The 26786-nt window shown below is 73.0% G+C and carries 23 protein-coding genes; 13 read left to right on the plus strand and 10 right to left on the minus strand.

All coding sequences use genetic code 11. The annotated features are described in order from the left end of the window. The first annotated feature begins 191 nt into the window (after nucleotides 1-191). The 4 genes from QJS33_RS08705 to QJS33_RS08720 all read left to right on the plus strand — a co-directional run bounded on the left by QJS33_RS08705 (nucleotide 192) and on the right by QJS33_RS08720 (nucleotide 2360). Nucleotides 192-854 carry an NAD(P)H-binding protein gene (locus QJS33_RS08705; protein ID WP_306367368.1) on the plus strand — a complete coding sequence of 221 codons (663 nt, stop codon included), beginning with the start codon at nucleotides 192-194 and terminating at the stop codon, nucleotides 852-854. A gap of 177 nt (nucleotides 855-1031) precedes the next feature. Then, the gene (locus tag QJS33_RS08710) at nucleotides 1032-1550 is read left to right on the plus strand and encodes a hypothetical protein (RefSeq protein ID WP_306367369.1); all 519 of its coding nucleotides are present in this window, start codon (nucleotides 1032-1034) and stop codon (nucleotides 1548-1550) included. Nucleotides 1551-1845: 295 nt separating this feature from the next. After that, nucleotides 1846-2055 carry a hypothetical protein gene (locus tag QJS33_RS08715; RefSeq protein ID WP_306367370.1) on the plus strand — a complete coding sequence of 70 codons (210 nt, stop codon included), beginning with the start codon at nucleotides 1846-1848 and terminating at the stop codon, nucleotides 2053-2055. A gap of 92 nt (nucleotides 2056-2147) precedes the next feature. Beyond that, nucleotides 2148-2360, plus strand: a complete 213-nt coding sequence (locus QJS33_RS08720; protein ID WP_306367371.1) for a hypothetical protein — start codon at nucleotides 2148-2150, stop codon at nucleotides 2358-2360. A gap of 152 nt (nucleotides 2361-2512) precedes the next feature. On the opposite strand, the gene QJS33_RS08725 is transcribed toward QJS33_RS08720, so the two are convergent. Continuing rightward, nucleotides 2513-3049: a GNAT family N-acetyltransferase gene (locus QJS33_RS08725; protein ID WP_306367372.1), complete on the minus strand. Its 537-nt coding sequence runs from the start codon at nucleotides 3047-3049 to the stop codon at nucleotides 2513-2515. Between the two features lie 106 nt (nucleotides 3050-3155). Between QJS33_RS08725 and QJS33_RS08730 the strand changes: the two genes are divergently transcribed. Beyond that, a complete protein-coding gene (locus tag QJS33_RS08730) occupies nucleotides 3156-4070 on the plus strand; it encodes an RNA polymerase sigma-70 factor (protein ID WP_306367373.1) in 915 nt (304 codons plus the stop codon). A gap of 5 nt (nucleotides 4071-4075) precedes the next feature. Further along, a complete protein-coding gene (locus QJS33_RS08735; RefSeq protein WP_306367374.1) occupies nucleotides 4076-5248 on the plus strand; it encodes an FAD-dependent oxidoreductase in 1173 nt (390 codons plus the stop codon). 245 nt (nucleotides 5249-5493) lie between these two features. Here the strand turns inward: QJS33_RS08735 and QJS33_RS08740 are convergent, their stop codons facing one another. After that, nucleotides 5494-6177: a response regulator gene (locus QJS33_RS08740; RefSeq protein ID WP_306367375.1), complete on the minus strand. Its 684-nt coding sequence runs from the start codon at nucleotides 6175-6177 to the stop codon at nucleotides 5494-5496. Further along, nucleotides 6174-7904, minus strand: coding sequence for a sensor histidine kinase (locus QJS33_RS08745; RefSeq protein ID WP_306367376.1), 1731 nt, complete (start codon nucleotides 7902-7904; stop codon nucleotides 6174-6176). The genes QJS33_RS08740 and QJS33_RS08745 overlap by 4 nt, the downstream gene beginning before the upstream one ends. Nucleotides 7905-8124: 220 nt before the next feature. On the opposite strand from QJS33_RS08745, the gene QJS33_RS08750 reads away from it, so the two are divergent. From QJS33_RS08750 to QJS33_RS08760, 3 genes are read left to right on the plus strand one after another with little or no spacing between them, the layout of a single operon-like run. Continuing rightward, nucleotides 8125-9117 carry a tripartite tricarboxylate transporter substrate binding protein gene (locus QJS33_RS08750; protein WP_306367377.1) on the plus strand — a complete coding sequence of 331 codons (993 nt, stop codon included), beginning with the start codon at nucleotides 8125-8127 and terminating at the stop codon, nucleotides 9115-9117. After that, nucleotides 9114-9734 (plus strand): tripartite tricarboxylate transporter TctB family protein, encoded by a 621-nt coding sequence (locus tag QJS33_RS08755; protein ID WP_306367378.1) that lies wholly within the window; start codon nucleotides 9114-9116, stop codon nucleotides 9732-9734. Before QJS33_RS08750 ends, QJS33_RS08755 begins: the two co-directional genes overlap by 4 nt. Further along, nucleotides 9734-11296 (plus strand): tripartite tricarboxylate transporter permease, encoded by a 1563-nt coding sequence (locus QJS33_RS08760; protein ID WP_306367379.1) that lies wholly within the window; start codon nucleotides 9734-9736, stop codon nucleotides 11294-11296. Before QJS33_RS08755 ends, QJS33_RS08760 begins: the two co-directional genes overlap by 1 nt. Nucleotides 11297-11844: 548 nt before the next feature. Here QJS33_RS08760 and QJS33_RS08765 read toward each other — a convergent pair. Both QJS33_RS08765 and QJS33_RS08770 read right to left on the minus strand, forming a co-directional pair. Continuing rightward, entirely contained in the window at nucleotides 11845-12183 is a 339-nt protein-coding gene (locus QJS33_RS08765; protein WP_306367380.1) for a DUF4333 domain-containing protein, read from the minus strand. A gap of 602 nt (nucleotides 12184-12785) precedes the next feature. Next, complete coding sequence (locus tag QJS33_RS08770) at nucleotides 12786-14456, minus strand: cyclic nucleotide-binding domain-containing thioredoxin-disulfide reductase (RefSeq protein WP_306367381.1); 1671 nt, start codon at nucleotides 14454-14456, stop codon at nucleotides 12786-12788. A 264-nt stretch (nucleotides 14457-14720) separates the two neighbouring features. Here QJS33_RS08770 and QJS33_RS08775 point away from each other — a divergent pair, with 264 nt between their 5' ends. Further along, complete coding sequence (locus QJS33_RS08775; RefSeq protein ID WP_306367382.1) at nucleotides 14721-15323, plus strand: Uma2 family endonuclease; 603 nt, start codon at nucleotides 14721-14723, stop codon at nucleotides 15321-15323. A 3-nt stretch (nucleotides 15324-15326) separates the two neighbouring features. Here the strand turns inward: QJS33_RS08775 and QJS33_RS08780 are convergent, their stop codons facing one another. Then, nucleotides 15327-16202 (minus strand): phosphorothioated DNA-binding restriction endonuclease, encoded by an 876-nt coding sequence (locus tag QJS33_RS08780; protein ID WP_306367383.1) that lies wholly within the window; start codon nucleotides 16200-16202, stop codon nucleotides 15327-15329. A gap of 77 nt (nucleotides 16203-16279) precedes the next feature. On the opposite strand from QJS33_RS08780, the gene rarD reads away from it, so the two are divergent. The 3 genes from rarD to QJS33_RS08795 all read left to right on the plus strand — a co-directional run bounded on the left by rarD (nucleotide 16280) and on the right by QJS33_RS08795 (nucleotide 19856). Beyond that, complete coding sequence (gene rarD / locus QJS33_RS08785; protein ID WP_306367384.1) at nucleotides 16280-17209, plus strand: EamA family transporter RarD; 930 nt, start codon at nucleotides 16280-16282, stop codon at nucleotides 17207-17209. A 119-nt stretch (nucleotides 17210-17328) separates the two neighbouring features. Next, entirely contained in the window at nucleotides 17329-18216 is an 888-nt protein-coding gene (locus QJS33_RS08790; RefSeq protein ID WP_306367385.1) for a hypothetical protein, read from the plus strand. A gap of 206 nt (nucleotides 18217-18422) precedes the next feature. Then, nucleotides 18423-19856 (plus strand): hypothetical protein, encoded by a 1434-nt coding sequence (locus tag QJS33_RS08795; protein ID WP_306367386.1) that lies wholly within the window; start codon nucleotides 18423-18425, stop codon nucleotides 19854-19856. A 359-nt stretch (nucleotides 19857-20215) separates the two neighbouring features. Here QJS33_RS08795 and QJS33_RS08800 read toward each other — a convergent pair whose 3' ends face one another. The 4 genes from QJS33_RS08800 to nuoL form a co-directional block, all read right to left on the minus strand. Next, nucleotides 20216-21220, minus strand: coding sequence for a polyprenyl synthetase family protein (locus QJS33_RS08800; RefSeq protein WP_306367387.1), 1005 nt, complete (start codon nucleotides 21218-21220; stop codon nucleotides 20216-20218). Between the two features lie 339 nt (nucleotides 21221-21559). After that, on the minus strand, nucleotides 21560-23206 hold the full coding sequence (gene nuoN, locus QJS33_RS08805) for an NADH-quinone oxidoreductase subunit NuoN (protein ID WP_306367388.1): 1647 nt from the start codon (nucleotides 23204-23206) through the stop codon (nucleotides 21560-21562). Further along, entirely contained in the window at nucleotides 23203-24825 is a 1623-nt protein-coding gene (locus QJS33_RS08810) for an NADH-quinone oxidoreductase subunit M (protein WP_306367389.1), read from the minus strand. The genes nuoN and QJS33_RS08810 overlap by 4 nt, the downstream gene beginning before the upstream one ends. A gap of 3 nt (nucleotides 24826-24828) precedes the next feature. Further along, entirely contained in the window at nucleotides 24829-26772 is a 1944-nt protein-coding gene (gene nuoL / locus QJS33_RS08815; RefSeq protein ID WP_306367390.1) for an NADH-quinone oxidoreductase subunit L, read from the minus strand. Nucleotides 26773-26786 lie beyond the last annotated feature (14 nt).

Here is a 26786-nt window from a genome sequence, read left to right on the forward strand (position 1 = left end):
CGTCAGCCGAGGGCGACGGTGGGCGACGGGTGGGCGGAACGACCCGTCGAACACGCCGTAGGCCCCGCCCGCGGCCGGACCCGGCCCGTTCCCGCCTCCCGGCGGGGGCGGGCCGTCCGTATTCCCCGGCGGGGTGCGGCGCACGACCGGGCGGGGCCCGCGGCGGCCGGACCCGGGTTTAGGGTGCGGGTATGCGTATCGTCATCGCCGGGGGACACGGGAAGATCGCGCTGCGGCTGGCCAGGTTGCTGGCCGCGCGCGGGGACGAGCCCGTCGCCCTCATCCGCAACCCCGACCACTCGCAGGACGTCGTCGACGCGGGCGCCGAGCCCGTGCTGATCGACCTGGAGAAGGCCACCGTCACCGAACTGACGGAGAAGATCATGAACGCCGACGCCGTGGTGTTCTCCGCGGGCGCCGGGCCGGGCAGCGGAGCGGCCCGCAAGGAGACCGTCGACCACCGGGCCTCGGTGCTGACCGCCGACGCCGCCTCGCTGGCCGGGGTGCGCCGCCTGATCCAGGTCTCCGCCATCGGCGTGGACAACCCGCTCCCGCCCGACAGCGACGAGGTGTGGGCCGCCTACGTGGAGGCCAAGCGGGCGGCCGACGCCGACCTGCGCGAGCGCACCCTGGAGCTGGACTGGACGATCCTGCGCCCGGGGCGTCTCACGGACGAGCCCGGCACCGGTCGGGTGGCCCTGGGCGAGAAGGTGGAGCGCGACTCGGTGACCCGGGACGACGTCGCCGCCGTGATCGTCGCCCTCTTGGACGAACCGGAGACGGTCGGGAGGGTTCTCAACCTCGTGAACGGCGAGACGCCCGTCGTCGAGGCCGTCCGCGCCGCCACCCGCTGAAAGCCCGACGCAGCCGCTCAGAGCGGCCGCTCCGGGCTTTCTGTGGCCAGATGGTGCCATAGGAGGCATGATGGGTGGCGGAACCCGGCGGAGTCCCGCCACGGTTGGACGCGGATGACCGGGTAGCAGCCCGACGGGTACTGACGGCTCCGACAGAGCAGATGGGTACGGTTATTCATGAGCGTCACACAGGTCGTGAGGGACAGCACGGTCGTCGAGCACGCCAAGGTCGCGGCGCAGCAGAAGCGGCGGATGTTCATCATCCAGTTGGAGATCAACGCCTACGACGAGGCTTCCAGCAAGCTGCGCCCCGGCCTGACCCGCATCCTGGAGGGGATCGAGGAGGCCGGCTGGCGGCTGGACCTGATCACCCCGGGTGAGGACGGCGAGAAGGACAAGCCGACCCGCATGTTCGTCTTCCGCCCGGACCCGGAGGCCAAGAAGAAGGACGCGGCGCAGCAGCAGGAGGCGCAGCACCCGGAGCCGTCCGGACAGCAGCAGGCCTACCCGCAGCACACCGGGGCCCAGCAGCAGGACCCGTACGCGGGCTACGGCCAGCAGCCGGGGTACGGTCAGCAGCAGTACCCGGGGTACGACCAGCAGCAGTACCCGGGCTACGGCCAGCAGCCGGGGTACGGTCAGCAGCCCGGTTATGGGCAGCAGTACCCGGGCTACGGCCAGCAGCAGGGCTGGTGACCTCCGCCCCTCGGTGAGGGGCACACGAAGGGGGCCCGTGCGGTGGACCGCACGGGCCCCCTTCGTGTGGGCGGGGGTCGCGGGGCAGGGGTGTGCGGGGCGGCCGGACCTCTCGGTTCCGTAACGCGGAGGGGCCGACACTCGGACATGTCCTTCATGTCGGACAGGAACCCGAGAAAACATCGAAGAAACTCTGAATTCTTCCCGCGAAGCACTCCTGGCATGCGGGTGACTACGCTAAGTTATTTCCGGCGGCTAAAGCCACCCCGTTATGAGCTTCCGAAAGGTATGCACGATGACCCGCATCGCCAAGATCTCCGGCCTCGTCCTCGCCACCGGCCTCGCCTTCGGCGCGATGACCGGCACCGCCGCGGCCGACAACAACGCCGACATCCAGAACATCACCATCCCGGTGTGCGTGGACGTTCTCCAGGCCGCAGGCATCAGCGCCGACGGCTGCAACGTCGTCAGCTGGGACTCCACCTCCGGCATCGCCGCCGGCTAGTCGGCCCCGGCAGCCCTCGCGGCGGCCGCTCCGGGACACCACCGTCCCACCCTGCACGACCTTCACACCCGCAACCGAAAAGGACCTGCATCATGAAGCGCTTCGCCTCCGTCTCCGGCCTCGTCCTCGCCACCGGCCTCGCCCTGGGCGCGATGACCGGCACCGCCGCGGCCGACAACAACGCCAACATCCAGAACATCACCGTGCCGATCTGCGCCGACGTCATCCAGTTCGCCCTGGTGAGCATGGACGGCTGCAACGTGATCTCCAACGACTCCACCTCCGGCATCGTGGTGATGGACTAGTCGCGGTCCGGCGGCCGGGGGCGGGGACGATCGACACACCCCGCCCTCGTGCGAACCGATTCGACGCGTGAACACCGGCGCGGTCCGGCCTGCACCCGGCCCGCGCCGTTCGCATGTCCGGGGCCGGGACCGGGTCCGTCCGGCCCGACGGCTCAGGACCCGCAGACCGTGAACGGGACCCCGGCCACCGCGTCCGTGCGCAGGCGGGCGTGCGTGCCCGTGTCGAAGCGCCCGTTCCCGTAGTGCAGCTTCTGCCTCTCGATCCCCTCCGGCCGGAACCCCGCGCGCCGCGCCACCAGGCAGGAGGCCGGGTTGTCGAGCCGGTGGCCCAGCTCCAGCCGGAACAGGTCGGTCTCCGCGAAGGCGTACTCGGCGGCCAGCCGGGCCGCCGCCGTGGCCGCCCCGCGCCCGCGGGCGTCGGCGTGCACCCAATAGGACACCCAGCCCAGGTCGTGGGTGCGGCTGGTCACCGACACCTGCACGTGCCCCAGCACCACGTCCGTCCCGTCCGTGACGGCGAACCCGAACGCGTCGCCCGCCTCGGCCGCCGTCCGCTGCCGGTCGATCCAGGACAGCGCCTCCTCCTCGGTGGCGGGGACCTCCGGGGTCTGCCGGGCCAGCTCGGGTTCGGCGAAGGCGGTCAGCAGGCGTTCGGCGTCACCCGGCTCCCAGAGCCGCAATCGGTACATCCGCTCCACTCCTCGGTCCGTGGCGTCCTCCCCGCGGGAGGGACACCACGGAATCATCCCCCCGGTGGGTGTCACACCGCGGGGTGGGTGGTACGTCTTCTCTGTCATGACGATCGATACCTCCGACGCCGCCGGTGTCTTCGAAGCCCACCGCCCGGTGCTGACCGGGGTCGCCTACCGGATCCTGGGCACCGCGTCCGACGCCGAGGACGTGGTGCAGGAGGCGTGGCCCCGCTGGTCCGGCGCCGACCGGTCCAGGGTCGAGGACCCGCGCGCCTACCTCGTCACCATCGTCTCCCGGCTGGCCATCGACCGGTTGCGCAGCGCCCGCGCCCGCCGAGAGTCCTACGTGGGCGAATGGCTGCCCGAACCCGTGAGCGACCTGCCCGACGGCGCCGACCGGGCCGAACTCGCCGACACCGTGGAGTTCGCTCTGCTGGTCGTGTTGGAGACGCTCAGCCCGCTGGAGCGTGCGGTGTTCGTGCTCCGGGAGGCCTTCCAGATCCCGTACGCGGAGATCGCCGAGATCATCGAACGCAGCGAGGCCGCCACCCGGCAGCTGGCCCGGCGTGCCCGCGACCACGTGCGCGAGCGCCGGCCCCGGTTCGAGGCGGACCGGTCGGCGCGGCGGCGCATCACCGAGCGCTTCCTCCAGGCCTGTATGGAGGGCGACCTGGACGAGCTCAAGGGGATGCTCGCCGAGGACGCCACCCTGGTCGGGGACGGCGGCGGCAAGGCCAGGGCGCCGCTGCGGGTGCTGCTGGGCCGGGACAAGGTCGGCCGGTTCCTGCTGGCGATGCCGAAGACCTTCGACAAGTTCCTGGCGTCGATCGGTGTGGCGCCCGTGGACATCCATGTGGAGGTCGGCGAGGTCAACGGGGCCCCGGCCCTGGTCGGCATCGCCGTGGGCAGGGTGATCACCACGGTCGTCCTGGACATCGACGGCGACCGGATCCGGAACGTGTACGTGGTGGCCAATCCCGACAAGATGTCACATCTGCGGCCGCCCGATCCGTCCTAGGGGGTATGGAACTCACCGTTGTGGGCGGTGGCCTCGCCGGTCTGACCGCGGCCATCGCCGGCGCCGAGAGCGGCGCCACCGTGACCCTGTTCGAATCCCACTCCGCCCCGGGCGGGCGGGCCCGGGCGACCGATCCGCCGTACGTGGCCAACGAGGGGCCGCACGTGCTGTACGGCGACGGGTTCGCCGCGCAGTGGCTGCTGGAGCGGGACCTGGTCCCGGCCTACCACCGGTTCCCGGTGGCGGCGATCCCCGGGGTGAGGATGCGCGAGGACGGCCGGGTGCGGTCGGCGCTGTCTCCCGCGCTGCTGGGCGCGGCCGCGCGCAGGCGGCTGCGCGCCCCGCACGACCGCGACTTCGGGTCCTGGGCGCGCGAGCACCTGGGCGAGAAGTCCGCGCGGGTGGCCGCGAACTACATGGGGGTGGCGCTGTTCGACCACGACCCCTCGCGACTATCGGCGGAGTTCGTGTGGGAGAGGTTCCTGCGGGTGCTGTCGCCGAAGCGGCCGACGCCGCTGTACATCGTCGGCGGGTGGACGGCGCTGGTCGACCGGATGACCCGGCGGGCCCGGGAGATGGGCGTGCGGATCGAGACCGGGTCGCGGGTGAACGCGCTGCCCGAGGACCGGCCGGTGATCGTGGCGACCTCCCTGGCGTCGGCCCGCGCGCTGCTGGGCGACCCGTCACTGGAGTGGGAGAGCGGGCACTCGCTGCTCGTGGACCTGGGGCTGCGCCGGGGGCGGGACCCGTTCATAGTGTTCGACGCCGACGAGTGCGGGTTCGTGGAGCGGTACACGCGGGTGGACCGGACACTCGCCCCCGAGGGCGAGGAGCTGGTGCAGGCGCAGATGCCGGTGCGGCCCGGGGAGTCCCGGGCGGCGGTGACCGATCGGCTGGAGCGGCTGCTGGACATGTCGCTGCCGGACTGGCGGGACCGGGTGACCTGGCGCCGCGACCAGGTCGCCAAGGGGCGCACCGGGGCGCTGGACCTGCCGGGCACCACCTGGCGGGACCGCCCGGCGATCGACCGGGGCGAGGGCGTGTACCTGGCGGGCGACTCGGTGGCCGCGCCGGGCCTGCTCGGCGAGGTGGCCGTGGCCGCTGCGGTCCGCGCCGCCGCAGCGGCCGTCCGTCCTCGACGACACAGCGGACCGAGGCCCGGCACCCGCCAAGTGTGAACTCGGCGTCGGCGCGGGCGATGCGGGCCACGCAACCGCCGCGGCCCTCCGTGCTCGACGACGCAGCGGACCGAGGCCCGGCGTCCGGCAGGTGTGAACTCGGCGTCGGCGCGGGCGATGCGGGCCGCGGAGGGCCTCCCGACCTTCTTGCAGGTGTCGATCTCGACGATCCGCACCCATGCCGGAGGCCCTCTCCCGGCGTCGAACCGCCACCGGCCCGTATCCGGCCTCTGTGGCCGGTACGTCTAGGCCGCCCAGCGGTAGCGGTGCTCGGGGCGGCCGGCCGAGCCGTAGCGCATGCGCAGTTCGGCGCGGCCGTCGGCGCACAGGTATTCGAGGTAGCGGCGGGCGGTCACCCGGGAGACGCCCGAGCGTTCGGCGACGTCGGAGGCGGACAGGTCGCCGTCGGCGTCCCGCAGCACCCCCGCGACCAGGTCGGCGGTGGCGGCGGTCAGCCCCTTGGGCAGCGAACGGCCGCCCGGCGGGCGCAGCAGACCGAACAGCCGGTCCACGTCCTGCTGGGTGGCCTCCCCCGCGGAGTCCATCTGGCGGTGGGCCACCGCGTAGCGTTCGAGCTGGTCGCGCAGGGCGCTCAGCGGGAACGGCTTGAGGAGGTAGTGCACCGCGCCCCCGTGCAGGGCGTCGCGGACCTGGGCGATGTCGCGCACCGCCGTGATCATGAGGAAGTCGGTGCGGCGGGCCTCGTCGGCGGCGGCCGCGCGGAGCGTGCGCATCACCTCGATCCCCGACGCGTCGGGCAGGTGCAGGTCGAGCAGTACCAGGTCCGGGTGGTGGCCGCGGATCTGGGCGAGCGCCGTCGCCGCCGTGTGCGCCACCCCGACCACGGTGAACCCGGGCAGCGACTCCACCAGGTCCTGGTGGTTGCGGGCCACGCGCACGTCGTCGTCCACGACCAGGACGCGGATCACCGGGCCTCCCCCGGGGCCCCGGCGCCCGGCGCGCCGGCGGGGGTCCGGGCGGCCGCGGGCAGGTACGCGGTGAACACCGCTCCCTCCTCGCCGTCGGGCGCCTCCATCTCCACGCTCCCCCCTCTGCCCTCGCACACCTGCTTGACCAGGGCCAGGCCCAGCCCGCGGCCGCCCGCGTCCCGGGACGCCTTGGTGGTGAACCCGAGGCGGAAGATCTCCTCGGCGATCCCGTCGGCCACCCCGTGCCCGGAGTCCGTCACCCGGATCTCCAGCAGATCGTGCGGCGGGCCGTCCGCCCCGGCCCGGTGCAGGCGCACCATCAGCTCCACCCATCCCCGGCCGTCGCCCGCGACGGCGTCCAGCGCGTTGTCCACCAGGTTGCCCAGCACCAGCAGGGCGTCGGCCCGCAGCCCCCTGTCCAGCGCGGGGACCTCCGTCATCGGGGAGATCCGCAGATCCACACCGATCTCGGCGGCCTGCGCGGACTTGGCGATGACCAGGGCGGCCACCGCCGAATCCGCGACGTGCTCGGCGATGCCCGCGCTGGTGCGGGTCTGCGCCGCCGACAGGTCCGCCAGGTAGGCGCGGGCCTCCTCGTGGGCGCCCAGGTCGAGCAGCCCGGCGAGCGTGTGCATCCGGTTCGCGAACTCGTGGGTCTGGGCGCGCAGCCCCCGGGTGACGGTGCGGGCGCCGTCGAGTTCACCGGTGAGCCGGTCCAGTTCGGTGCGGTCCCGGAGGGTCACGACCGCGCCGGTCTCCTCGCCCCGGATCCGGACCGTCCTGCGGTTGGCGACCAGGATGCGGTCGCCGGAGAGCAGGAGGAGGTCCCTGCCCCGGTCGGCCCCCGAGACGATGTCGCGGACCCGTTCCGAGGCGCCGAGTTCGTCCAGGGTACGCCCCTCGGCGTCGTCGGGGAGCCCCAGCATCGCGCGGGCCGGGGGGTTGGCGAAGACGAGGCGGCCGTCGGGGTCCACGGCGAACACGCCCTCGCGGACCGCGTACAGCAGTGCCTCCCGGCTCTCCAGCAGTGCGGTGATGTCGGCCGGTTCCAGTCCGTGGGTCTTGGTCCTGACCTGGCGGGACAGCGACCAGGCGCCGATCACGCCCAGGCCCAGGACCACGACGACCGTGCCCAGGACGGCGGGGACGGCGGCCCGCGCCTCGGTGGTGGCGTCGGAGGTGAGTATGCCCAGGGAGACGTAGGCGACGACCTCGCCGCGGGCGTCGCCGCCGTTGACCGATCCGCCGCCGGAGAACACGGGGATCTTGGCCCGGACGGTGCGCCCCTGGGTGCCGGTCTCCACCCCCGTCCACTCCTCGCCCCGTGCCGCCGGCCCGGGCGGGGTGGACACCGTTTCTCCTATGCGGTCCTTGTCCGGGTGGGTGTAGCGGATGCCGTCGGGGGAGGCGATGACCAGGTACTCCACCTCGGTGGCGGCGGCGATCCGGTCCGCCGTCGGGTCGAGGGCGGCCGCCGGGTCCGGGGACTGGGCACCCGCCACGACCTCGGGCATGACGGCGACCGCGCGGGCCACGCTGAGGACGCGTTCGGTGTACTGCCGGTCGGTGTGCCGGTCGAGCTGGACCACCCACAGGGAGCCGACGGCGACCAGTGCGGCGGCGAGCAGGAGCACGTAGCCGACGAACAGGGAGCCGGTCAGGGACAGGTGGGGACGGGTGCGCGGAGCGGTGGTGCGCGGCGGCCGTCGCAGGGTGCGCGCGGTCATGCCGGGGCCTTCCAGGAGGGGACCGGTGCGGGCGGGACGCCGCCCGGGTCGGTGAAGGCCCAGGTGGGCGTCCCGTTCGGCAGCGTGTCACGAACAATACGACCAATATGACGCCAGTTTTAACAACACTCTTACACGGGCGTGCGCCGCGTCACACTGTGACCCGGCTCTCCTCGTTCCCGCACGGCGAGGGGGCGAACGAGGTCGGAAGGAGACAGCGATGCGCGAACGCGGTGTACCGCTCCGTATCGCGGGCGGGCTCTGCGCCCTCCTGCTGGTGGGGACTGCGCTGTTCGACGTGCGCCAGAGCGCGGCGTCGGGGGCGGATGAGCAGGAGAAGATCCTGCTCATCGCGCCCGCGGCCCCCGGCGGCGGGTGGGACACCCTGGCCCGGGAGATGCAGAACGGCCTGCGCGAGGAGGGGATGCGCTTCAACGTCGAGGTGCGCAACGCCGAGGGCGCGGGCGGCACCATCGGGCTGGCGCAGATCGTCAACCGGTCGGGGCAGGGCAACGTGCTCTCCATGACCGGACTGGGCATGGTGGGCGCGGTGGAGACCACCGGTTCGCCGTACTCGATGGCCGACGTCACCCCCATCGCGCAGCTGGCCTCGGAGTACCAGGCCGTGGTGGTGCCCGCCGACTCCCCCTACGAGGACCTGGACGACCTCGCCGCGGACTGGACCTCCCAGGAGGACACGCTGCCGGTGGCGGGCGGATCGATGGGCGGCGTGGACCAGATCTTCGCCGCCCGGGTCGCCGAGTCCATGGGGCTGACGCCCGGCGGCATCAACTACCTGCCCTACTCGGGCGGCGGGGAGGTGCTGACCTCCCTGCTGTCGGGGACGTCGGCGGTCGGCTTCGGCACCCTGGGCGACTTCGCCGACCAGGCGGAGGACGGGGGTCCGCTGCGCGTCATCGCGGTGTCCTCCCCCGAACGGCTGGACGGCGTGGACGTGCCGACGCTCGTCGAGCAGGGCTACGACGTGGAGATGTCGAACTGGCGCGGGGTCATCGCACCGCCCGGGCTGACCGACGCGGAGGCCGACGCGCTGGCGGAGCTGGTGTCGGATCTGCGGGAGAGCCCGTCGTGGGCCGACACCCTGGAGCGCAACCGGTGGACGGACACCTACCAGGACCGCGAGGAGTTCACCGCGTTCCTTGAGGAGGAGGTCGCCATGACGCAGGAGACCGTCGAGGAGCTGGGGCTGTGACCGTGAACGGAACGGAGAAGGGGGTTCCGGCGCAGGCCGGGGCCGCGGCACCGGAAGCGGTGCCGGAGGCCGGGACCGCGACGGAGGCGGCGGAGCCCGCCGCCGCACGGGCGGCCGCCGAGGCGGCCGCGCCCGACCCGGAGACGGCCCGGTGGAGCGGCCCGGCCCGGTGGGCGGTGCCCGCGCTGGCCACGGCCGTGGGCCTGCTGATGGTGTGGGGCGCGCTCACCGTCCAGGCGCCGCCCAACGCCACCAGGCCCGGCCCAGGGTTCTTCCCCGGGGTGATCGGCGGGCTGCTGCTGGTGTCCGCGGTGTGCCTGGTGGTGACGAACCTGCGCGGCCGGGCCACGGGGGCGGCCAACGCCCTGGAGTGGTTCGAGGCGCGTCCGGTCCTCATCGTGCTGGCCGGGCTCGTGGCGCACATCGCGCTGCTGGAGTTCCTGGGCTGGCTGGCGGCGGGGGCGCTGCTGTTCTGGGCGGTGGCCTTCGCGTTCGGGGCGCGCGCGTACCTGCGTGACGCCGTGGTGGCGCTGTCGGTCTCGGCGGCCGTCCAGGTGGGCTTCTCGCTCGGCCTGGGGCTGAGCCTGCCGGGCGGGATCCTGGAGTTGGTGCTCTGATGGAGACTCTGGTCGACCTCGGGGGCGGGCTGCTCGCGGCGCTGACCCCCGGGAACCTGATGTGGGCGTTCCTGGGCGTGGTGCTGGGCACCGCGGTGGGGGTGCTGCCGGGCCTGGGCTCGGCGATGGCGGTGGCGCTGCTGCTGCCGGTGACGTTCCGGCTGGACCCGACGAGCGCGTTCATCCTGTTCGCGGGCGTGTACTACGGCGGCATGTTCGGCGGGGCGACGACGTCGATCCTGCTCAACACCCCGGGTCAGGCGTCGTCGATCGCGACCACCTACGAGGGCCACAAGATGGCCCTGGCGGGGCGGGCCGCACAGGCGCTGGGCACCGCGGTGATCGGCTCCTTCCTCGCGAGCGTCGTCGGCACGCTGATCGTGGCGTTCTTCTCGCCGGTGATGGTGTCGTTCGCGCTGAACTTCGGGCCGGGCGAGTACTTCGCGCTGACCGTGTTCTCGTTCGTGGCGGTGGCCGCGGTGGTGTCGGGTTCGGTGCTGCGCGGTCTGACGTCGCTGCTGATCGGCCTGGCGATCGGCGTGGTCGGCATCGACGGGCAGAGCGGCGCGCCGCGGTTCGACTTCGGTTCGGCGGTGATGCTGGACGGGATCGACGTCGTGATCGTGACCGTCGGTCTGCTGGCGCTGGGCGAGGTGCTGTACGTGGTGGCGCGCGGGAGGTCCGCACCGGACTTCGCGGCGATCCGCACGGGGCGGCCGTGGCTGAGCAGGCGGGACTGGAAGCGGTCCTGGGGGCCGTGGCTGCGCGGGACCGCCCTGGGCAGCACGTTCGGGCCGATCCCGGGCAGCGGGGCGGAGATCCCGACGTTCGTGTCCCTGGGTGTGGAGCGCAGGCTCGCCCGGCGGCGGGCCGAGCGCAGGGGCGACCCGCAGGAGGACGAGTTCGGCAGGGGCGCCATCGAGGGCGTGGCCGGGCCGGAGGCCGCGAACAACTCCAGTGCGGCGGGCACCCTGGTGCCGCTGCTGGGGCTGGGGCTGCCGACGTCGGCGACGGCCGCGATCATGCTGGCGGCGTTCCAGCAGTACGGGCTCCAGCCGGGGCCGGTGCTGTTCGAGCGCAACGCGGAGCTGGTGTGGACCCTACTGGCGTCCCTGCTGGTGGGCAGCGTGCTGCTGCTGGTGATCAACCTGCCGTTCGCGCCGCTGTGGGCGAAGCTGCTGAAGCTGCCCAAGCCGTACCTGTACGCGGGGATCACGCTGTTCTCGGTGCTGGCGGTGTACGCGATCAACGCCTCGGTGGCGCACCTGGTGATCCTGCTGGCGGTGGCGCTGCTGGGACTGGTGATGCGGTCGTTCGGGATCCCGGTGGCACCGGCGCTGATCGGCGTGGTGCTGGGGCCGATCGCGGAGACGGAGTTCCGGCGGGCGCTGGCGGCGTCCTCGGGTGACCCGTCGGTCCTGGTCGGCAGCGGGATCTCGATCGGGCTGTACGCGCTGGTCGTGGTGGCCGCGCTGGTCCCGATCATCGCGGGTGTGCGGCGCCGCCGGGCGGCGGCGAAGGCCGTGCCGGCACGGGGCGGCGAGCGCGAGACCGTGTCCTGACCACGACCGGCCCCTGACTCCCGGGGGCCGGCCTCCGGTCGACCCACCACTCCCGGGGTCGGCCCCGCAACGGCCCCCGGCCCGCCGGGGGCCGTTCGCATGTGCGGGTCCCCGGGGGACCGGGCGGGCCGCACGTCTCAGGAGTCCCGGGTGATCCGCGCGGCACCGCGGGGGAGCCCGCACCGCTCGCACGACGGCGGTCCCGGCGGAACACGCCGCACGAACCGACGGAAGGCGGCCGGCCACGGCCCCGTGGGCGAAGGCCCTGGCCCTGCTCGGCGCCGTCACCGCCGCGGTCGGTGCGGTCCTCGAAGCCCTCCCCGTCGCGACGGGGACCGCGTCCGGCCGCGGATCGGTGTTCTTCCCGTCGGAGATGTACTACGACGCCATGGTCGGCGGAGCGACCCGCCCGGAGGGGGTGGCGGCACGGGTCCCGTTCGTGTGGACGCCGACCGTCGCCGGGGCGGCCCCGGCGCTCGGGGCGGGGCGGTCGGGGGAGCGCCCCGCCCCCGCGGTGACCCGGGAGGGACCGTACCTGTGCGGCGTGCTTACATGGGCGCGTCGTCGACCTTGATGTCCCACTCGACGTTGTCGCCGTCGACCGCGGTCACCGTGACGGTCGCACCGAGGGTGTCGCCGCCGCTGGTGAGCTCGCAGCGGATCTCGGCACCCACCTCGGCGGGGAGGTCGTCGGCGCAGGTGAAGCTGTCGGGGGTCTGCCCGACCTGCTCGGCGAGCATCTCGCTGGACCGTTCGGCGACGGTCTCGGCGTCGACGGCTCTGGGGCCGCCGATGCTGAAGTTGAACGAGCATCCGGTGACCAGGAGCAGGGGAAGCGCTCCCAATACCGCACCGGTGATGACTCGGTTGCCTCTGATCTGCTGCATGGCGGGCTCCTCATATGAGCGGGGACGTACCCCCGGACAGACGCCCGGGTGGGGGCGGAGGTTCCGAGGATCCGCACTTCTCTATGCTTCCGTGGCCGGGTGGCCCCCTGCCCGTCGTCTTGGTCATCCTCCCGTCACCGGATGTCGACCACGCGGCATCCCCTGCCGGACGCGGCCGCCCCCGCACGGACCGGGCTGGTGCCGGACGGGCAGCCTCCAGGGATACGGGGGCGTTCCGGCAGGTCGGATCCGGGAAACGAACACGGGGGAAGGCAACGGCGGGGAGTCCTGCGACGGCCGGCTCCCCCCGTTTCCAGGGCGGATGACCGATACCGCGGGGCGGGGTCTCGGGCCCGCGCCGGGAGGCCGCCGGGTGGAGAGGCCGCCCGCGGAACCCCCGGGAGCCGCTGATGGGGACCGTTCGGGACCTGCCGCCGCTGCTGCGAACACCGAACGGCACCGGGGGCGGGACCGGGCCGCCGCCGTGTTCCAGGGCTTCGGCCGGTACCACCTGCCGCCGCGGGAGGCCGTCGGCCTCGGGGACCCCGCCCGGATGCACGACCGGGAGGCCGCGGCCGAGGCGCTCCGGGCCGCCGCCGGCATCACCCGCGTCGTGCTCTGGCCGCGAGGGCCGTGTGGACCGAGGCGATCGCACTGGCCCCCTCGCCCATCGCCGCCGCGACCCGCTTGATCGACCCGGTGCGGGTGTCGCCCACCGCGAACACCGACGGGACGCTGGTCTCGAACGGCAGCGGTCCGCGGCCCAGCCCGTCCCACACCGGTTCCAGGCCCGGTTCGACCAGGGCGGTGTCGGTGCACACGAACCCGCTGCGGTCCCGGGTGACGCCGTCCAGCCATTCGGTGGCGGGGTCGGCGCCGATGAAGCAGAACAGGCCGCTGGTCGGGCGGGGCGCCCAGAGCCCGGTGCGCCGGTCCGTGAGCACGACCTCCGCGAGCTTGTCGGCACCTCGCAGGCCGGTGACCTCGGTGTTCGTGTGCACGGTGATGTCGGGGTGGTCGTGCAGGCGCGACACCAGGTACTCCGACATCTTGGCGGACAGGTCCGCGCCGCGGACGACCAGGTCGACGCGGCTGCCCCGGCCCGCCAGGTACAGGGCGGCCTGCCCCGCCGAGTTCGCGCCGCCCACCACGGTGACCGGGTGCCGGGAGCACGAGCGCACCTCCAGTTCGGTGGCGGCGTAGAAGATGCACCCCGCCTCCTCGAAATCCGCCCAGCGCTCCAGCGGCAGAGTGCGGTAGCGGGCGCCGGAGGCCACCACGACGGCCCGGGTGTCGATACGGCTGCCGTCGGCCAGGTACAGCACCGGGTCGGGGCCGGTGGTGTCCAGCCGGTCCACCCGGCAGGGCATGTACATCTCGGCGCCGAACTTCAGCGCCTGGATCGCCGCCAGCCGGGTCAGCTCCTCCCCCGCGATGCCGTGCGGGAAGCCGGGGTAGTTCTCGATCCGGGAGCTGGACGCGGCCTGCCCGCCGGTGCCCAGGGCGTCCAGGACGACGGTGTTCAGGCCCTCGGACGCCCCGTAGAGCCCGGCCGCCAGCCCGGCGGGCCCGGCCCCCACCACCACGAGGTCGACGTCCTTGCAGCTGGGCCGGTAGGCCTTGCCGATGCGTTCGGCCAGGATCCCGGGGGTGACGTTGCGGGTCACCTGTCCGGCGAACACCACGGCCGGCAGGTCGCCGCCGTTCAGGCCGACGGTGTCGAGCAGTCTCCGGCCGTCCGGCGACTCGGCGTCGTGCCACTCGTAGGGGAGCCGGATCCGGGCCGCGTAGGTGCGCAGGGCCAGGGTGGCCGAGGAGTCGGGCCGACCGACCAGGTCGACGGGGCGGACCGAGTCGCGCAGGTACTCCCGGCGGACCAGCAGGGCCTCCAGGACGATGTCGGAGAGCTCCGTCTCCTCGGCCATCATCGTGCGGAACCGCGCCCTGGACAGGCGGTGGATCCGGCCCGGCGCCACGGCCCGGACCGTCACGAAGGCCATGTGGTCGCCGAGCAGGTTGACCTCACCGAGGAAGTCCCCGGGACCCATGGTCATGAAGACCGTCTCGGGGCGGTCGAAGGAGGCCTCGCGGACCACCTCGACGTAGGCCTCGTCGAGGACGATGAGGTCGCGCTCGAAGTCACCGGCGCGGGTGAGGACGTCGCCCGCCTGCACCTCGTGCTCGGTGCCGTAGGAGCGCAACCGGTCGAACCGGGCGAAGTCCAGCCGCGGCCGGAGCCTCTCCATGATCCCGTCGTGCGTGGACCGACCCATCACGATGCCCCTTCCGCCCCTGTAGCTCCCTTTCCTACCTGTCGGGGGGCGGGGATGCCAGGGCAACGGCGGCGGGGCGCCGAGGGCGGTCCGGCGGTACCACCGCTTTCCCGGCTCGCCCTTGTACCCGTGCTCCCTTTCATTCGGATCCCGATCGGCGATAAGGGGCCGAACCGTGAAGGCGATTCCTCGGATTCGCCCACCGGAGCCGTGTACCGGCCGCAATACTGGCCGTCATGAGCACGAGGAGGCAGTATGTCTGTCATGACCACCAGGCAGCAGGACATCCCGGAACGGCTCCTGACCACGGATGACCTGGAACACTTCCCGGACGACGGGCGGCGGTACGAACTGGCCGACGGGCGGCTTGACGTGTCGCCCGCGCCCAAGCCCAAGCACACACGCGCGACCACCCGCCTGTCCGCGCACTTGAACTTCATCTGTGACGGCGAGTTCGAGATCCACGAATCACCGGGAATCGACCTCAACGGAGACCGGACCCGGCACCGTGTTCCCGACCTCGCCGTGTTCGACGTACCCCTCCCCGAGAGCGGCTACTTCTCGGTCCCGCCGCTCCTGGCGGTGGAGATCGTCTCCCCCGACAGCGTCCTGCGCGACAACCACACCAAGCGGATCGAGTACGCCGCCTTCGGCGTCCCCGCCTACTGGATCGTCAACCCGCTGGCCGACAAGGTCGGCCTGGTGGAGTTCCGGCTGGAGGACGGCCAGTACCGGGAGGCCGCCCAGGCGCACGGGGAGGACGTCTTCACCACGGACTTCCCCTTCGCCCTGGCCCTCGTCCCGCACTGGCTGACGGCCGACGGCCCGTGGCTGAGGAACATCGGCGGGAGCGCCGACGGGGAGTGACCCTCAGGCGGCCCGGGCCGGGTGCTTGAAGACCTGCTCGCGGTGCCAGCGGGCGTGGTCGGCGGCGACCGGCGGGGCGGCCGCGGGTAGGAGCAGGTCGTGCCCGGCGAGATCGGTGACGATCCGCCGGGCCTGGTCGGAGCGGGCCTCGAAGCGCGGGGAGACGGCCAGGGTCAGCTCCCCGGTGAGGCCGAGGACACCGCGGTCCAGGAGCAGGTGGTGCTGGGAGCACAGCGCCAGCCCGTTGTCCACCGTGTCGGGCCCGGCCTGGGACCACCAGCGCACGTGGGCGGCCTCCAGCCCGACCGAGACGCCGTCCATCCACCCGTCGTAGCCGCAGAACGCGCACCGGTGGCCGTAGGCGTCCAGCACCGCCTCCCGGAAGGCGGGGTCGCGGTCGCCGGCGGCGGCCCACCGCTCGGGGGCGAGGGTGAGCCCGGCCAGGGCCAGGACCTCCGCGTGCAGGGAGGACGGGAAGTTCGCGTCGAGCAGCAGGCGGGCGATGCGGGTGCGCAGTCCCGGGTCCTCGGCCAACGCGCGGGAGAACCCGGGCGCGAGGCTCCCCCGGGCGCCGGATGCGCGCAACCGCCCCGCGTTGTCCCCGGGGTCGCCGCCGTCGTCCGTGGTGAGCACCCACAGCCCGTCGTCGTTGGCCAGGCGGCGGAAGGGGAAGGCCGGTGTGGTGCCGCCCCTGGCGGGCGGGGCGAACTCGTCCAGCAGCAGTCGGAGGCGCTCCTCGGCCGCGCTGTAGAGGATGGGGGCGTCGCCGTGGCGCTGGTGGTGGCCCAGCGCGTACAGCAGCAGGAGGGGTTTGTGCGGGGCGCGCTTCCCGTCGCGCCGCCACTGCCTGATCCGGCCGATCCGCTCTTCCCAGTCCATGGCGCACGACTCTAGCGGCGGACCGGAGGGCGGAATCACAGGCGACATCTCGGACGAATCGTCCTACGATTGCAGGCGTGCCGGAATCGAACCGCGGCGTCGCCCTCGGGGCGGGCGCCTTCCTCCTGTGGGGCTTCGCGGCCCTGTACTGGCCCTTCCTCTCCGCCGCCGAACCCGCCGAGATCCTCGCCCACCGCATGGTGTGGTCGCTGCTGGCGATGTGCGTGTTCCTGCTGCTGGCCCGGCGCGGCTGGAAGTGGCTGCCCGGGGTGGTCCGCAGCCCGCGCCGGCTGCTGCCGGTGGCCGCCGCCGCGGTGCTCATCGCGGTCAACTGGTGGGGTTTCATCTACTCGGTGTCGGTCGAGCAGACCCTCCAGGCGTCGCTGGCGTACTTCATCAACCCGCTGATGTCGGTGTGCCTGGGCGTGGTGCTGTTCTCCGAGCGGCTGCGCGCGGCGCAGTGGGTCGCGGTGGGGCTGGGCGTGCTCGCGGTCGTGGTGATGACGGTGGGTTACGGCGTCGCGCCGTGGCTGGCGTTGCTGATGGCCTCGTCGTTCGCCGCCTACGGCGCGGTGAAGAAGTACGTGGACCTGGACGGGATGCAGAGCCTCACCGTGGAGACGCTGGTGATGTTCCTGCCCGCGCTGGGCTACCTGCTGTTCCTGGAGTTCTCCGGGGCGGGGACGACGTTCTCGGTGTCCCCCGCGCACACGGCACTGCTGGTCGGCGGTGGTTTCGTGACGGCACTGCCGCTGCTGATGTTCGGGGTGGCGGCCCGGCGGGTGCCGCTGAGCGTGATCGGGATGCTCCAGTACATCGCGCCCACCATGATGTTCTTCATCGGCTGGCTGGTGCAGGGCGAGGAGATGCCGCCCGCCCGGTGGGCCGGGTTCGCGCTGGTGTGGCTGGCGCTGTGCGTGTTCGCGTTCGACCAGGTGCGCGGTGCACGGGCGCGGTCGGTGCAGCGACGGCGGACGGAGCAGCCGACCGCCGGGCCCCGCGACTGACCTCGGGTTTCCCGGTTCCGGAGATCCGAAACTACGATCCGTGACATTGTGCTAACGTCGAGTCGCGAACCGGGTGTCTCCCGGTTCCCGACGGTCCGCACGTCCCGGAGGGCACCCTCATGTCCCGCACCAGCCGCACGCCCCGCGCCCCGCGCGCGGCCGCGGTGGTGCGCCCGCCCTCCCTGCTGCTGTTGCCGCTGTTCGTCGGGGCGGCACTGGCCGCCCTGTGGCTGCTGGGTGCCCCGGCCGCGCAGGCCGACACCGCCGGGCCGCTCGGCCTGGACACCGGGCTCGCGCAGGAGCTGACACCCTCCCTGGACACCGGGGTGGGGTCGGACTCCTCCCTGAACGCCGGGGTGGGCCCGGACTCCTCGCTGGGGACCGGGGTCGCCGAGGTCACCGAGGTCACCGCGCCCGTCACCGACACCCTGGGCACCGTCCACCGGAGCCTGGAGGAGCGGACGGAGTCCGCCCCCGCCGTCACCGAGGTCGGCGAGGGCGTACACGAGGGCGCCCGGCGCGTGGTCCGCGAGCTCTCGGCAGTCGACCAGGCCCAGGCCGAGAACCTCGTGGCCCACATCGCCGCCACCCGGGTGGCGCCCGCACCGCCGGAGACCGCCCCGACCCCCGTGACCGCCGCGGCCGTCCCCGCCGGGACCGCCTCCGCCGCCGTGGACGAGGAGCCGGGCACCGCCGGAGCCGGGGAGGACGTTCTCCGGGACGCCGTCCCCGCCCTGCTTCCGACGCCCCGGGCCGCCGGGGCGGTCGCCGACGCCGCGCCGGTGGCCGAACACCGCCCCGCCGCCGCCGAACACGACGTCCCAGCGGCGCCCAAACTCTCCACGGGTTCCGCCGCGCCCTCCGGCGCGGGCGCTCCTGCGGTCGCCGGATACCTCACCGTCGTGCCCGTCACCGCACCCGCCGCCGACGTGCTCTCGACCGCCGTCGACGCCGTGCACCCGGTGCCCGCGGGCGCCGCCGACGACCCCACGGTCTCCCCCGACTAGGAACGGGCCCCGCTCCGACGGACCCGTTCCCAGCCTCTTCCCGCTCTGGGAGCTGACCTGAGTCCCGTGCCCCGTGCCGCCCCGCCGCGGTCCCGCTCACGTGATTCACGTCAGCCGGTGGTCCACCGGCTCCCGGCCGACCGCGACCCGATGTCGCGGCCGCCCCGAACCACTCCGCAACCACAGAGCCTTCCGGAAGGAAACCCATGTCGCAGGTCAAGCGCATCTCAGCCAGGGCCGTTCTGCTCGCCGCCGGGACCGCGGGCTTCGTCGCCCTCGGCGCCGGCGTCTCGGGCGCCGAGGCGCTCGCCTCCCCCGCCGCCGAGATCGCCCCCACCGTCGAGCGGGCGCTCGTGGAGGGCGTCGCCCCGACCATGAACACCGCCTTCCCCGGCGGGATCGGCCCGGTCACCGGGAGCGCGCTCGCCGAACTCCAGGAGACCTCCCGCAACGCCGACGAGCCCGCACCCGACCTGGCCGCGATGGTGCCCGCCGGCGAGTCGGAGATCGCCACCCCGGTCGGCGCCGTCGCCAACCCGAGCGCGGCGCTGGCCGACGCCGTCGCCGCCACCCAGGACGCGACCGGCCTGGACGGGAACCCGCACGACACCGCCGGGCACGACCTGGGCGCGGCCGTCCAGGAGCGGGCCACCGGTGCGGGTGCCGAGTTCGGGACCACCGCCCAGAGCGCGGGCGGGACCGTGGAGGAGACCGCCTCGGAGGTGCTCCCGAACACGGTGGTCGCGGTGCACGGGTTCCGCGACGAGATGGGTGTGCCCACGGTCTCCGACCTGCCCCGGCCCGGCGACCTGGCGCAGAACCTCGACGCCTCCCGGCTGCCCGACACCGCGACCGTCACCGAGGCCGTGGACCTGTCCGACCCCACCGCGCTGACCCGGGAGAACACCCTCGGGATCAGCGAGGCCCTGAACGTGGCCCCGAGCCTGCCGGGCGCCACCGGGACCGTGCCGCAGAGCGCCGAGACGCCGCAGGTCCCGAACATGTGGGACTTCGCCGGGGCGTTCGGGGTGGAGACGCCCAAGGCCGTGCAGGACGTGGTGGAGTCCAACCCGGTCACCGACGACAACTACGTGAGCCTGGGTGAGGAGGAGATCCTGGGCGCGGTCGGCAACCGCAACCTGGACGAGGGCATCACCGCCGTTCCCCAGAGCCGCGAGCGGCAGAGCACCCCGCAGGGGCCGACCGTCGTGGAGACGCCCGCCGTCGCGCAGGTGCCCGCCGGTCGGCAGGCCCCGGGGCTGACGGACCTGACCGACGCCCTGTCGGCCGGGGCCGCCGACCTGGGCTCGGCCGAAACGGTCGCCCTGGACGGCCCGCTCGCCGACACCGAGGTGCCGCGGGTCGGCACCGGGGTGTCCGACGTGGACGAGTCCCTGCCGCAGGTCGCCGACACCTCGTCGCTGCCCTCCCTCGCCGAGGGTCCCGACATGACCACCGCCGAGGACCTGGTGGCGGGGCTGAGCCGCGGCTCCGCCCTGCTGGGGGAACTGGACACCAGCGACCTGGTCAGCATCGACGGCGGCACCGCCGAGGCCCCGCCCGCCCCCGAGGGCACGGTGTCGCACCCGACCTTCCTGAACCCGCTGCCCGGCTCCGAGGCCCTGCCCGCGGTGAGCTAGGCGTTCCCCGGCGCGCACCCGCCCGAGAACCGGGGCGCCCCCGCCGCGCCCGGGGGCGCCCCACCGCTCTTTCCCGAACACTGTTTCTCCCGCAGCCCGACGGCGCCGCACCCGCGGCGCCGTCGGCGCGTCCGGGGTCCGCACCGGGACCGGTCCGGCGCCCGGAAAAGGTCATGTCCCGTGGAGTGGTGTGAGAACAACGGTTGTCCGGACAAGAACGCATCGCCGACCAGCGCGTCGTCGCCTCCGGGGCTCTGGAGTCGAACGAAGTCACACCACTCGGTGGGACACCGTCCCGGAAAAGGCGGTGGCGCCGCCCCGCGAGGGGCGGCGGCGCCGGTGTCCGGGCGGGCGGCGGATCAGCCGGAGCGCTCCACCACGTAGTCGCACAGGGCCTCGAAGGCGTCGCGCGCCGGGCCCTGGGACAGGGTGGCCAACTCGGCGCGGGCCCTGTCGGACCAGCCGCGCAGGGTCCCCTCCGCCTCGGCCATCGCCGGGTGGGCGCGCAGCAGGCCCAGGGCCTCCTCGGCCTCGGCGTCGCCCAGCGGGCGGCCCAGCAGCGACTTGAGCCGGTCGTCGGCCGGGTCGGTGGAGCGCAGCGCGTAGAACATCGGCAGGGTCAGCACGCCCTCGCGCAGGTCCGTGCCGGGGACCTTGCCGGACTCGCGGGTCTCGGCGGCCACGTCGATGAGGTCGTCGGCGAGCTGGAAGGCCATCCCCAGCGCGTCGCAGGCGCGGGTGAGCGTGCCGGTGGTCACCGGGTCGACCTTGCCGAACATGCCGCCGAACTCGGCGGAGGAGGCGATGAGGGAGGCCGTCTTGTCCCCGATGACCCGCAGGTAGTGGTCCAGGGGGTCGACGCCCTCGGGCGGGCCGGAGGTCTCCAGGATCTGTCCCTGGACCAGCCGGCCGAACGTCCGGGCCTGCAACCGGACGGCCTCGGTGCCCAGGTCGGCGAGGATCTCCGACGCCTTGGCGAACACGTAGTCGCCGGTGAGGATGGCGATGGAGTTGCCCCAGCGCTGGTTGGCGCTGGGCTTGCCGCGGCGCAGCTCCGCCTCGTCCATGACGTCGTCGTGGTACAGGGTCGCCACGTGGGTCAGCTCGACCACGGCCGCCGCCGGGACGAGGTCGGGCATGTCCGGGTCGCCGAAGTGCGCGGCCAGCAGCACCAGCATCGCCCGGAACCGCTTGCCCCCGGCCTCCAGCAGGTGGGAGGCGGCCTCGGTCAGCATCGGGTCGCTCGACCGCACCGACTCCCTCAGGAGGTCCTCGACCTTCTCAAGACCGTCCTGGACCTCCCGGGCGAGGGCCGTGTCGACTCTCGGCAGAGCGAGAAACCCGCTCGGGACAGCACCGCTCACCGTAAAGCTCCACCTGTTGAACGGGCACGGCGGCGACCGTTCGGGGTCGCCGCGTGCTCAGCACATGAACATGATCCGACTTGCCACGGTATCCGACCCGGAATGATCATCCAAAGCCACACCCGGGTACGGCCCGGACCGGAATGGAACCGCAGTTCATCCGGCCCGGGCCGCGCCCTGTCCAGGGCGTGTTCCGTGGATGTTCTCGTTCGGTTCGGCGCTTGCGCCGAGTGATGGGAGCGGTTCCCAGGCGATCTCTCGCAAGACGCCTGGCGAGAGTCAACCCGGTGTTGGCGGTCCTCCCGCTTCCCGTGTACCTAACCTGTCAGGTCATTACATCTAGGGCCCTCCGGCCTCGGTGGAGGCCTGGTCCACCATCACCGAGACCGGGTCCTGGCCGCTCTCCGGGGAGGGCAGCAGGTTGTCCAGCACCGGCCCGGGGTAGAGGCCGAGCAGCAGGGTGGCGGCCACGCCGATGGCGATGACCCCGCCGGTGGCGGCACCGGCCCGCACGACGGTGGGCCCGTCGGCCTCCGGATCCCGGAAGAACATCACAACGATGATCCGGACGTAGAAGTACGCGGTGACGGCGCTGCTGAGCACGCCGACGATCACCAGCGGGGCGGCCCCGGCGGCGACGGCGGCCTCGAACACCGCGAACTTGCCGATGAACCCGCTGGTGAGCGGGATGCCCGCGAAGGCCAGCAGGAACAGGGACAGTGCCCCCGCCAGCAGCGGGTGGCGGCGGCCCAGCCCCGCCCACCGGTCCAGGTCGCCCTGCTCCTGCCCGCCGTCGGCGGTGCGCACCAGGGTGACCACGGCGAACGCGCCCAGGGTGGTGAACCCGTAGGCGGCCAGGTAGAACATCGCCCCGGCCAGGCCGTCGGTGGTCCCGGCGACCACGGCGGTGAGGATGAACCCGGCGTGCACCACCGAGGAGTAGGCCAGCAGCCGCTTCACGTCCCGCTGGGACACGGCGATGACCGCGGCGACCACCATGGTGAGCACCGCGATGATCCACAGCATCGGCTCCCAGTCGCCGATCCGGCCGCCGAAGGGGACGAAGAACACCCGCAGCAGGGCGCCGAACGCGGCGACCAGGGTGCAGGACGCCATCAGCGCGGTGACCGGGGTGGGCGCCCCCTGATACACGTCCGGCTTCCAGTTGTGGAACGGCACCGCGCCGACCTTGAACAGCAGGCCGACGGCGACCAGCCCGATCCCCATGAGCAGCAGCGGCTCGCCGTTGCCGTCGGCGAAGATCGCCGCCCCGCCGTCCTCCACCGCGGCGCGCACCTCGCCGAAGTTCACCGATCCGGCGTAGCCGTACACCATGGCCGCGCCGAACAGGAAGAACGCCGAGGAGAACGCCCCGAGCAGGAAGTACTTGACCGCGGCCTCCTGGGAGAACAGGCGGCGCCGGCGGGCGAGCCCGCACATCAGGTACAGCGGGAGGCTCATCACCTCCAGGGCGATGAACATGGTGAGGAAGTCGTTCGAGGCGGGGAACATCAGCATCCCCAGCACCGCGAACAGCACCAGCGGGTAGATCTCGGTGTGCTGCGACCCGGCCAGGATGTGTGCCCGCTCCTCCTCGCTGCCGGGGACCGCGGCGGCCTGGGCGGCGAACGCGTCCCGGCCGTCGCGGCGCTCGGCGATGAGCAGCAGGCTCACCAGCGCCAGCACCGTGATGGTGCCCTGGAAGAACAGCACGGTCCGGTCGACGACCAGCGAGCCGACGCCGACGGTCACCCCGGCCTGCCCGTCGGGCAGCGACCCGACCTGGAGCACGAGGAGCACGAACGTCGCGAGCAGCGCGAGCGCGGCCAGGCCGATCTGGAGCGGGCGGCGGCGCGCGGCGGGCACGAACGCCTCGAACAGCACGGCCACCATCGCGGCGCCGAACAGGGTGAGCAGCGGCGCCAGCAGCCACCAGTCGAGGACCGGTGTCTCCTGGGTGATGACGGGGAGGTCCTGGGGGATCACTCCGCGCCTCCTTCCTCGGCGGAGTCGACCGTGGCCACCACGGTGCGTTCCGCGGCCGGTTCGATCGCGTCGAGCAGCGGCTGCGGGTACAGCCCGAACGCGATGATGAGCGCGAGCAGCGGACCGACGGCCCACGCCTCGCGCGCGGACAGGTCCTTGACCCCGGACACGCCGTCGGCGGTGGGCCCGGTCATGGTGCGCTGGTACATCCACAGGATGTAGAGCGCGGCGAGCACGACACCGATCACCGCGATCAGGGCGGGCACGGGGTTGAACGCGTACACGCCGACGAACACCAGGAACTCGCTGACGAACGGCGCCAGCCCGGGCAGGGCGAGCCCGGCCAGGCCGGTCACCAGGAAGACCCCGGCGAGCTTGGGCGCCACGTTCTGCACGCCGCCGAAGTCCTGGATGAGCGAGGACCCGCGGCGGGCCACGAGCAGGCCCACGACCAGGAACAGGGCCCCGGTGGCGAACCCGTGGTTGACCATGTACAGCGCGGCCCCGGTCTGGGCCTGCGCGGTCAGCGCGAAGATGCCCAGGGTGATGAACCCGAAGTGGGAGATCGACGTGTAGGCGACCAGGCGCATCATGTCGGTCTGGCCGATGGCCAGGATCGCCCCGTAGACGATGCTCACCAGGCTCAGCGCCACCACGGGCCACACGAACCAGGACACGGCCGCGGGGAACAGCTCCATGCAGTACCGCAGCATGCCGTAGGTGCCGACCTTGTCGAGCACGCCCACCAGCAGCACGGCGGTGCCGGGGCGGGAGGCCCCGGCGGCCTGCGGCAGCCAGGTGTGCACGGGCCACATCGGCGCCTTGATCGCGAAGGCGATGAAGAAGCCGAGGAACAGCCAGCGGGCGGTGGACGGGTCGAGGGCGGCCAGCGCCCCGTTCTCCCCGACCAGGTCGGTCCAGAGGAAGGTGCCGCCGTGGACGAACACCCCGATGACGGCGACCAGCATGATGAGGCCGCCGGCGAGGCTGTACAGCAGGAACTTGACGGCGGCCCGGGCGCGCCCGTCACCGCGTCCGTAGCGCCCGATCATGAAGTAGACCGGGATGAGCATGGCCTCGAAGAACACGTAGAAGAGGAAGACGTCGGTGGCCGCGAAGACCCCGATCATCATGGCCTCCAGGGCCAGGATGAGCGCGAAGTAGCCGCGCCCGCCGTCCTCCCGGTCGTCGTGCTCCCTCCAGGCGGCCAGGACCACCAGCGGGACGAGGATCGCCGACATGAGGATCAGGGTGAGGGCGATGCCGTCCACCCCGACGGCGAAGTGGACCCCGAAGCGGGGGATCCACGGGTACTCCTCGACGAACTGGAGGGAGCCCGCGTTCGACAGGTCGAAGCGCAGGGTCATGGCGACCAGGACGGCCAGGGTGGCCAGGGAGAAGCCGAGCGTGATGCGCTTGGCGTTCTCGGCGGAGGCCGCCCCGGTGGTGGCGGCCGCGGGGGCGCGGACCGCCGTGGCGGTGCCGCCGCCTCCCTCGGCCGCGGCGGCGGTCGCCGACGCGGCCGCCGTCCCGCCGCCCGATCCGGTGCGCGGCAGTGCCCAGAGGAGCACGGCGCCGATCGCGGGCAACGCGATCGCGATGGTGAGCCAGGGGATCATTGTCTACAACCTCACAACCAGCGTCGCGGCGACGATCACGGCGCCGAAGAGCATGGTGAGCGCGTACGACCGGGCGAAGCCGGTCTGTGCGCGCCCGAGCCCGCGGGAGGAGTCGCGCACGCCCGCGCCGAGCCCGTTGACGAACCCGTCGATGACCTTGTCCTCGATGTCGGCGAGCGCCTTGGTGAGGACCTGGCCCGGGCGCATGAACAGCCCCTCGTTGATCTCGTTGCCGTACAGCTCGCGGCTCGCGGCGACGGTGACGGGGTTCCCCTTCGGCGCGGTGCGCGCGACCGGGCGGCGCAGGTACACGGCCCAGGCCGCCGCCACTCCGAGCACCAGCACGCCCAGCGCCGCCAGCCCGTAGGGCGAGGTGAAGGCGTGCGCCAGGTCGAAGTGGTGCGGGTGGGCGCCGATGGTGGGCGCCAGGAAGTTCGCGAACCGGTCGCCGAACACCAGGAACCCGCCCAGGAACACCGAGCCGATGGCCAGCACCACCATGGGGGCGGTCATGCTCACCGGCGACTCGTGCGGGTGCACGTCCTCGTCCCAGCGCTTCTCGCCCAGGAAGGTCAGGAAGAACATGCGGGACATGTAGAAGGCGGTGAGCCCGGCGCCGAGGATGACCGCCGACCCCAGGACCATGCCCTGGGTGCCGCCGGTGCCGAACGCCTCGGTGATGATGCTCTCCTTGGTCCACCAGCCGGACAGCAGCGGGACCCCGATGATGGCGAGGTAGCCGAGTCCGAAGGTGGCGAAGGTGATCGGCATGACCCGGGCCAGGCCGCCGTAGCGGCGCATGTCGACGCCGTCGTTCATGGCGTGCATGACCGAGCCGGCGCCCAGGAACAGCCCGGCCTTGAAGAAGCCGTGCGTGATCAGGTGGGCGATGGCGGCCACGTACCCGACCGGGCCGAGCCCGGCGGCCAGCACCATCATGCCGATCTGGCTCATCGTCGAACCGGCCAGGGACTTCTTGATGTCGTCCTTGGCGGAGGCGATGATCCCGCCGGCGAGCATGGTGGCGGCCCCGACCACCGCGACGGTGGTCTGTGCGGCGGGCGCGGCCTCGAAGACCGGCCCGGCGCGGACGATGAGGTAGACGCCCGCGGTGACCATGGTCGCCGCGTGGATGAGCGCCGACACCGGAGTCGGGCCCTCCATGGCGTCCAGCAGCCAGGCCTGGAGGGGCAGCTGCGCGGACTTGCCGCAGGCGCCGAGCAGCAGGCACAGGCCGATGGCGACCAGCACCCCGTCCCCGGCGCCGGGGACGGCGGCGAACACGTCGCTGAAGCTCACGGCCCCCAGGGCGGTGAACATGATCATGATCGCCGCGAGCAGGCCCATGTCGCCCACCCGGTTGATGATGAACGCCTTCTTGGCCGCGGTGGCCGCCGACGGCTTGTACTGCCAGAACCCGATGAGGAGGTAGGACGCCAGGCCCACGCCCTCCCAGCCCAGGAACAGCAGCGCGAAGTTGTCGGCCAGGACCAGCACCAGCATGGACGCCACGAACAGGTTGAGGTAGGCGAAGAAGCGCCGCCGCCCCGGGTCGTGGGACATGTAGCCGATCGAGTAGACGTGGATCAGCGATCCGACGAACGTGATCAGCAGGACGAAGCTGATGGACAGGGGGTCGACCAGCAGGTCCGCCCCCACCTTGAAGGTGCCGACCGAGAACCACTCGTAGACCGGCACCGACACGCTGCGCGCGTCCGGCGCCCGGCCCAGGAGGTCGAACAGGACGAGGGCCGCCCACACGAACGAGCCCACCGGCAGCGCCGTGGCGAGCAGGTGGCCCCAGGAGTCGGTCCGCTTGCCGCCCAGCAGCAGGACCGCCGCGCCGACCAGCGGCAGGGCGATGAGCAGCCAGGCGTTCGACAGCACCGCGCCGTCCGCGGCCACCGCCGTCCCGGTGTCGGCGGCGAGGAGAGTGTGTTGTTGCACTGCCACGTCGCCTT

Source organism: Nocardiopsis sp. CC223A, from assembly GCF_030766825.1.
In the GTDB taxonomy this organism is placed as follows: Bacteria; Actinomycetota; Actinomycetes; order Streptosporangiales; family Streptosporangiaceae; genus Nocardiopsis.

Bases quoted from the DNA above. Each gene is read 5' to 3' on its own strand.
- QJS33_RS08705 (WP_306367368.1), top strand. From the start codon at position 192: ATGCGTATCGTCATCGCCGGGGGACACGGGAAGATCGCGCTGCGGCTG.
- QJS33_RS08710 (WP_306367369.1), top strand. From the start codon at position 1,032: ATGAGCGTCACACAGGTCGTGAGGGACAGCACGGTCGTCGAGCACGCC.
- QJS33_RS08715 (WP_306367370.1), top strand. From the start codon at position 1,846: ATGACCCGCATCGCCAAGATCTCCGGCCTCGTCCTCGCCACCGGCCTC.
- QJS33_RS08720 (WP_306367371.1), top strand. From the start codon at position 2,148: ATGAAGCGCTTCGCCTCCGTCTCCGGCCTCGTCCTCGCCACCGGCCTC.
- QJS33_RS08725 (WP_306367372.1), bottom strand. From the start codon at position 3,049: ATGTACCGATTGCGGCTCTGGGAGCCGGGTGACGCCGAACGCCTGCTG.
- QJS33_RS08730 (WP_306367373.1), top strand. From the start codon at position 3,156: ATGACGATCGATACCTCCGACGCCGCCGGTGTCTTCGAAGCCCACCGC.
- QJS33_RS08735 (WP_306367374.1), top strand. From the start codon at position 4,076: ATGGAACTCACCGTTGTGGGCGGTGGCCTCGCCGGTCTGACCGCGGCC.
- QJS33_RS08745 (WP_306367376.1), bottom strand. From the start codon at position 7,904: ATGACCGCGCGCACCCTGCGACGGCCGCCGCGCACCACCGCTCCGCGC.
- QJS33_RS08750 (WP_306367377.1), top strand. From the start codon at position 8,125: ATGCGCGAACGCGGTGTACCGCTCCGTATCGCGGGCGGGCTCTGCGCC.
- QJS33_RS08760 (WP_306367379.1), top strand. From the start codon at position 9,734: ATGGAGACTCTGGTCGACCTCGGGGGCGGGCTGCTCGCGGCGCTGACC.
- QJS33_RS08765 (WP_306367380.1), bottom strand. From the start codon at position 12,183: ATGCAGCAGATCAGAGGCAACCGAGTCATCACCGGTGCGGTATTGGGA.
- QJS33_RS08770 (WP_306367381.1), bottom strand. From the start codon at position 14,456: ATGGGTCGGTCCACGCACGACGGGATCATGGAGAGGCTCCGGCCGCGG.
- QJS33_RS08775 (WP_306367382.1), top strand. From the start codon at position 14,721: ATGACCACCAGGCAGCAGGACATCCCGGAACGGCTCCTGACCACGGAT.
- QJS33_RS08780 (WP_306367383.1), bottom strand. From the start codon at position 16,202: ATGGACTGGGAAGAGCGGATCGGCCGGATCAGGCAGTGGCGGCGCGAC.
- QJS33_RS08790 (WP_306367385.1), top strand. From the start codon at position 17,329: ATGTCCCGCACCAGCCGCACGCCCCGCGCCCCGCGCGCGGCCGCGGTG.
- QJS33_RS08795 (WP_306367386.1), top strand. From the start codon at position 18,423: ATGTCGCAGGTCAAGCGCATCTCAGCCAGGGCCGTTCTGCTCGCCGCC.
- QJS33_RS08810 (WP_306367389.1), bottom strand. From the start codon at position 24,825: ATGATCCCCTGGCTCACCATCGCGATCGCGTTGCCCGCGATCGGCGCC.